At 33.4% G+C, this 6,294-nt stretch carries 7 protein-coding genes and 2 pseudogenes; 1 reads left to right on the top strand and 8 read right to left on the bottom strand.

Going from position 1 to position 6,294, the window contains the following annotated elements; genetic code table 11:
* Window positions 1–208: 208 nt before the first annotated feature.
* From F6K54_RS38315 to F6K54_RS38285, 7 genes and pseudogenes are all read right to left on the bottom strand, one after another.
* Window positions 209–634 (bottom strand): annotated as a pseudogene (locus F6K54_RS38315) (transposase family protein); the annotation flags it as partial.
* 257 nt (window positions 635–891) lie between these two features.
* On the bottom strand, window positions 892–1,092 hold the full coding sequence (locus tag F6K54_RS38310) for a hypothetical protein (RefSeq protein WP_293089330.1): 201 nt from the start codon (window positions 1,090–1,092) through the stop codon (window positions 892–894).
* Between the two features lie 215 nt (window positions 1,093–1,307).
* Entirely contained in the window at window positions 1,308–2,549 is a 1,242-nt protein-coding gene (locus tag F6K54_RS38305; protein WP_293089329.1) for a pitrilysin family protein, read from the bottom strand.
* A gap of 181 nt (window positions 2,550–2,730) precedes the next feature.
* Window positions 2,731–2,943 (bottom strand): transposase, encoded by a 213-nt coding sequence (locus tag F6K54_RS38300; protein ID WP_293089327.1) that lies wholly within the window; start codon window positions 2,941–2,943, stop codon window positions 2,731–2,733.
* A complete protein-coding gene (locus F6K54_RS38295; RefSeq protein WP_293089325.1) occupies window positions 2,930–3,295 on the bottom strand; it encodes a transposase in 366 nt (121 codons plus the stop codon). Before F6K54_RS38295 ends, F6K54_RS38300 begins: the two co-directional genes overlap by 14 nt.
* A gap of 64 nt (window positions 3,296–3,359) precedes the next feature.
* Window positions 3,360–3,743: a helix-turn-helix domain-containing protein gene (locus F6K54_RS38290; RefSeq protein WP_293089323.1), complete on the bottom strand. Its 384-nt coding sequence runs from the start codon at window positions 3,741–3,743 to the stop codon at window positions 3,360–3,362.
* Between the two features lie 272 nt (window positions 3,744–4,015).
* Complete coding sequence (locus F6K54_RS38285) at window positions 4,016–4,228, bottom strand: hypothetical protein (RefSeq protein WP_293089321.1); 213 nt, start codon at window positions 4,226–4,228, stop codon at window positions 4,016–4,018.
* A gap of 130 nt (window positions 4,229–4,358) precedes the next feature.
* Between F6K54_RS38285 and F6K54_RS38280 the strand changes: the two genes are divergently transcribed.
* Window positions 4,359–5,603, top strand: coding sequence for a type ISP restriction/modification enzyme (locus F6K54_RS38280; protein WP_293089319.1), 1,245 nt, complete (start codon window positions 4,359–4,361; stop codon window positions 5,601–5,603).
* 440 nt (window positions 5,604–6,043) lie between these two features.
* Here the strand turns inward: F6K54_RS38280 and F6K54_RS38275 are convergent.
* Window positions 6,044–6,294, bottom strand: a pseudogene (locus F6K54_RS38275) (RNA-guided endonuclease TnpB family protein); the annotation flags it as partial.

Here is a 6,294-nt window from a genome sequence, read left to right as displayed (position 1 = left end):
TCGTATGGGAATAGATTTAATACCAGTTTTTAGGTCATAAATTATCTTTTTTATCAAAGGGACATTTCCTGCAAATTTTTTTTATTGCACTTATTATTCGTAACATTCTTTTTTCAAAATGGTATTATAGATACTTACTATTAAAAATAAGCTCAAAGATAGCAATATAAATTAAATAATTTCCATCTTACTATAGGTTGATTTATTACTAAAAAATAAATGTACCTATTCGTAATCTTACTAACCCACAAATAGTTATAATTATTTGCTCATATTTGTCGGAATTTAATCTAAATCTTTCTTGAGCTACCCTAAATATTTTGACTAATCTAATTATATGTTCAACAAAAATTCGTTCTGAAGCAAATTCTCGATTTTGAGATTTTTCCGAATCTGTTAGTTTTCGTTTTTTTGGCTTTTTTTTAGGTGTTTTAATCCTCGGTTCTCCAGTATAGCCTTTATCTCCACTAAATTTTTGTTTACTGTCAAACTTTTTCTCAGTTTCACGGAAATATTGTATATCACTTTTTTTCCCTGGTTCTCCTGCTGAAATATCCACAATATCTTTACCTTTTGGCAATACAATTACTTGCCCTTTTTTTGTATTACTTTTTTTCTTTCCTGAGTAATATTCTTTTTGTTTTTCATATTATCCTGGTCTTTCTATGGGCTGTTCGTAGCTATCTACAATTAATTCAAATTCTGTTAATATTTCTTTGACAATTTCATAGTCACTTTGTTTTTTTTACCTGTTCTAAGAGACTTGCTGGCAATAAATCACAGATAATTGGCCACCAATAATTAAAGGTATCATTAGCAGTAGTTTCACGCTCCTCCAAATTGAATTCCTAGTAGTTGAAATGTTGTCAAATGTCTTAAATAAGTTAATATTCAAATGATTTGTTCTGAAATAGATAATTTAGGTGGTCTACCACCACCATAAGCAATTATTCTAACTTTTTTAGCTGTGGCTATTTCTCGCTTATTATTGTGGAGTTTTTCTGCTTGTTTTAATAAATTTTCTAGTTGTTCATACTTGATGCCTAATAAACTTTCTGATTCTTGTGGATGATTGTAAATGTACTCAAGCATACTGGTCATAATTAGCAACTAAAAATTACATTTTTTATGATTCTATCACAATTTATTTATTTTTCGGAAGATGTCTATTTGTTAACCATCAACTTTGCTGGTATTCAGTCGCGACCGCACATAAAATTATACTAGACTGTACGGTATGATTTTGCTACAGCGCTGCTCGCTCAGGTATTTACAACTTTTGACTAAAATTATAGCAATTGTGATTCTCAATCTTCTTCCGATCCAACAATTGAAATATAAGGTTCAATGAAATACTTACTAGCAACTTCTTGTGCCTCAGTAGCTGTTACCATTGTCAGATTTTCTTGAAATTTAGCGTCAAATTCCATACCCAAACCTAATACTTCATACCATCCTAAAATTTGAGCAATTTGTGAGTTTGTTTGTTTACCTAAAGCATATTGACCTAATAATTTGTTTTTGGAGACTTGTAACTCTTCTGAGCTAAGTTGGTTCTTCACTAAGCGCTCCATTTCTTCTCTTAACCCTGCTTTAGCGATCGCTGTATTTTCTGTAGCAGTTCCTATATAAACTGTAAAGTTGGAGATATCTATACGGGTAGGATAAAAGGCAGATACATCATAAGCTAAACCTCGTTTTTCTCTCAGTTCAACAAATAAGCGACTTGATAAACCATTACCCAAATAAGTATTAATTAATTTGAGAGGAGCATAGTCATAACTATTAACATTTGCTGCTAAATAACCAAGCATAATAATTGATTGTTGAGTTTCTTGGTATGTTGTTGCTCTTGATGGTTGGGGAGTTAGAGTTGGTAAGTTTAAAGTTATCGGGGGTGTTTCTGGTTGTTGCCAATCTCCTAATGTTTGTTCAACTAAATTAATTGCTTTGGCGTTCGTAATATTGCCTACTATAGATATGATTATATTATCTGGACGGAAGTGAGTTTGATGAAATTCTTGAAGATCGGCGCGGGTAATTTGAGAAACTGTTTTTTCTGTACCTAAAGTTGATAAAGCATAAGGATGATTTTGATACATCATTTCTCGTAATTGAGAGAATGCTACGGTAAAAGGTTGTTCTAGTTGAGAGCGAATACTTTGAATAGTAATTCGTTTTTCTAGTTCAATTTCTGTTTCTGGAAATGATGGATATTTGATTATTTCTCCTGACAGTTGAAATATGTCTGTAAAATCTGTAGATACTGTTTTTATGCTCAGTAAGAAATAATCTATGGTTGTATCTGTACCTAGTCTTGCTCCTACTGATTCAACTTTATGGGCGATATCTAGAGAAGATAATTTGTCTGTCCCTTTGGTTAATACTGCTGCTAATAAGTGAGAGATTCCTGCCTGTTCTCTGGGTTCATAACGACTACCTATGCGTAAGAATATTTTGGCTGAAACAATATCCGCTGTCTTATTTTCTGTTGTGATGACAACTATGCCATTATTCAGGACTTTTCGCTCTATATTTTTTTTAATCATTAATTTTTTAATTTTCAATATTTAGAAATCTTATTTGAGTTGTGAGATATTGTAGATTTTTAGGGAATAGGGAATAGGGAACACAGAAGCAATAAAATTCTCACATCTGATTCAGTGATTACTATTAGTCAGTAGTCAAGAGTTAGTTGACATACTCTCCGGCGGTCAGGCGCGGAGATTCCTACCGAGCCGTAGCTCTTCGGTGGGTTAACGTCTCACAGGCTGCTGCACCCACCCCTCTTGCTCCCCTCCCTGGAGGGGATGGGGGTGGGTTGCGGTTCTTAACCATACCAGAAATGTTTAAATCTTCTAAAACAACTGTTTGGTTTTCACGAATTATTTTAGTAGATAATTTATGCAGAAAATCTGTCCTTGTATCTTTACAGTTTGGCATGGAACTTAGCAACTCTAGCTCGTGCTTTTTCATACCTTTTAGACCCCTTAGTTTTCTTAGATAATGACTTACTTAATTTTCGGTATTTTTTAATACGTTTTTTGAGTTGTTTAGGAGCATCTACTTTTCTTCCATCGCTCAATGTGGCAAAGGTTTTGAAACCTAAATCTATACCTACTGAATTATCAGTTTGAAGTAAGATTTCTGGTTGTATTTCTACTACAAAACTCAAGAAATATTTAGTAGGGGCGATTCGCGAATCGCCCTTACAATCTTTGATTACTGTTACTGATGATGGAGCAGCAGGTAACTCTCTTGACCACACTATTTTCAGCTTTCCAATCTTAGCCAAATAAACTTTATGTTGACCAACTTTAAATCCTCGCTTTGTAAACCTAGCAGTTTGCTTTGACTTTCTAATGTATGAATTTAGGAGGTTTAATAGGTCTACCTTTTCTCTGACCTTTAGTTGATTGAAAAAAGTTTTGATAAGCCTGGTTTAAATCATTCAGTGATTGCTGCAATGGTATAGCAGAAACCTCTGACAACCATTCTCTGTATTCAGTCTTTTTAGCTTGAGTAATAAAAAGCTTTTGTAGATCAGAATTAATGGGTTTCTTTTCTCTAAGAGTATACTTTTCTTGGCAGCAAGCTAGACTATCATTCCAAACCACAGGTTCACGTTTGCGGTAGCATGACCATAGGAAAGTGTTGCGCCAGCAAATACAACCAAATAGCTTTGCTAATCTGGTTTTTTGTCCTGGTGTTGGATAGATAAGATACTTAAATATAGCTTTCATAAACTGACTTTTAAACTAATAACATGATAACATATTTATTGAAATAAAATAAACTAATACGAAATTACTTTAGAATAGAGGTTTTAAGTACTGAAAATATCACTTTTGACTTTTGATTTTTGACTTTAGTGAAATGGTATGACTAGCATTATAATCTAATTACCTTTCTTCATTAATGCAAATGATAATAACCAGAATCGTTCTTATCCTGAAATTGATAAACGAATTAAAGATACTTATGTTAAAGAAAGTAGAGCACAAAAGACAAAGGCTTATGATCCGTATTCTCGTTTTTTAAGGTGGGCAACAGATAGACTAGCTAAAAATGGTGTAATAGCTTTTATTACTAATTCGTCTTTTATTGATGCTACATGGGCTGATGGATTTAGGAAAGTTTTAGCAGATGAATTTAACGAAATTTGGATTATTGATACAAAAGGAGATGCACGGACAACTGGAGAAAGACGCAGGAAAGAAGGTGGCAATATTTTTAGTGATAAAATTAAAGTTGGAGTAGCAGTTTATTTCGTTGTAAGAAATGAAAAATTAGAAGGATTTAAGGTTTTCTATAATTCCATAAGTGATTATGTCAAAGCTGATGAAAAGAAAGATTATTTGAGTTTTAATAATCTCAGGGATTTGGAGTTTAAACATATTACACCAGACAAAAATAATAACTGGATAAATCTTACCGATAATGACTTTGATAGTTTACTACCTCTAGCAAATAAAAATACTAAACTTGCTAAAAACCAAACAGATGAAACGGCAATATTTAAAATATTTTCTATTGGAATAGTAACAAGTAGAGATGAATGGTTATACAACTTTGATAGGCAGCAACTAGCAAAAAAAATTCAGTTTTTTTGTGATTTTTATGAACAAGAAAAAGTTAGATGGTATAAATCAAACAAGAAAAAAGCAATTAACGATTTTGTTGATCGAAAAATTAAGTGGACTTCTGAACTGGAAGATCATTTACTGAGAAATTCTACCCTAGAGTTTAATCCTGATTTTATAGTTACATCTACTTGGCGTCCGTTTACCAAAAAATACCTTTATCTGGCAAAAGTTATCGTACATAGACTATATCAACAGGAACAAATTTTTCCTATTGGCAAAGATAACATAGCAATTTGTTTGACAATTCATAAACAAGTTCCTTTTGTTGTTATAGCTACGAATTGCATTTGTGATAATGGAATTGGTTCAAGACTTTCTCAAATATTAACCCTCTACCGCTACGATGAAAATGGAAACCGCCAAGAAAATATTACTGACTGGGGACTGCAAAAATTCCAAACTCATTACAGCAATAAAAAAATCAAAAAACTAGACATTTTCCACTACACCTACGCCGTTTTACACCACCCAACCTACCGACAAAAATACGAACAAAACCTCAAACGAGAATTTCCCCGCCTCCCCTTCTATGAAAATTTTCAAAAGTGGGTAAAATGGGGCAAAAAATTAATCGACTTACACATCAATTATGAAAATATTAAACCTTACCCATTAACTCGCATCGACTTACCAACTTCCGATAACCAACCCACTCCCAAACCAAAACTTAAAGCAGACAAAACCAAAGACAAAATATTAATAGATACCCTCACCACATTAGAAAAAATTCCCAAAATTGCCTGGGAATATCGCCTCGGAAACCGCAGTGCTTTGGAATGGGTATTAGACCAATACAAAGAAAAGAAACCCAGAGACAAAACCATCGCTGAAAAATTTAATACCTATAGTTTTGCCGACTATAAAGAAACAGTCATTGACCTACTACAAAAAGTTTGTACCGTTAGTGTCGAAACTATGAAAATTATTCAGAAAATGGAAACTACCGACAAATCATAATTTCGTATTGGGAAGAGAGAAATCATATTTGCATTTTCTGAAGCGCATAACAACCGGAGGGGAGATGAGTAATTTTCTGAATATTGGGAAGAGAGAAATCATATTTGCATTTTCTGAAGCGCATAACAATCGGAGGGGAGATGAGCAATTTTCTGAATATTGGGAAGAGAGAAATCATATTTGCATTTTCTGAAGCGCATAACAATCGGAGGGGAGATGAGCAATTTTCTGAATATTGGGAAGAGGGAAATCATATTTGCATTTTCTGAAGCGCATAACAATCGGAGGGGAGATGAGCAATTTTCTGAATATTGGGGAAAGGGAAATAATAGGCAAAAATTTTTATTGCGCTATCGCAACACAGAAAAATCAGAAATAGAAATTTGATAGTAGCTTCGGCGTGAACTTCCCACCGCTCAACTAAACTTACTCAAACTTACTCAAAAGCCTGAAACCTTAGTTATTCGTAGTGGATCGACCACTACAGGGTTAAACGGCAAACCCTTTATTCCCTGGTCAAAGACATCAGGAATTACTTTTTTAATTATATTCAACGAGCCATTTACATCTGCATTTAATAATTTATTTTCCCTGGTTTTATACAACCCTCTTGTTACTCTTTTTCCACTAAATCTCGGTTTTTTTTCTCCATATGTTGGTAAATCATCCCCATCTAAACAGCTTGATTGAG

Origin of the sequence: Okeania sp. SIO3B5 (assembly GCF_010692555.1) — a bacterium.
Lineage (GTDB): Bacteria > Cyanobacteriota > Cyanobacteriia > Cyanobacteriales > Microcoleaceae > Okeania.
The sequence above is the reverse complement of the archived record's forward strand: the minus strand, read 5'-3'. Positions and strand labels throughout refer to the sequence as shown.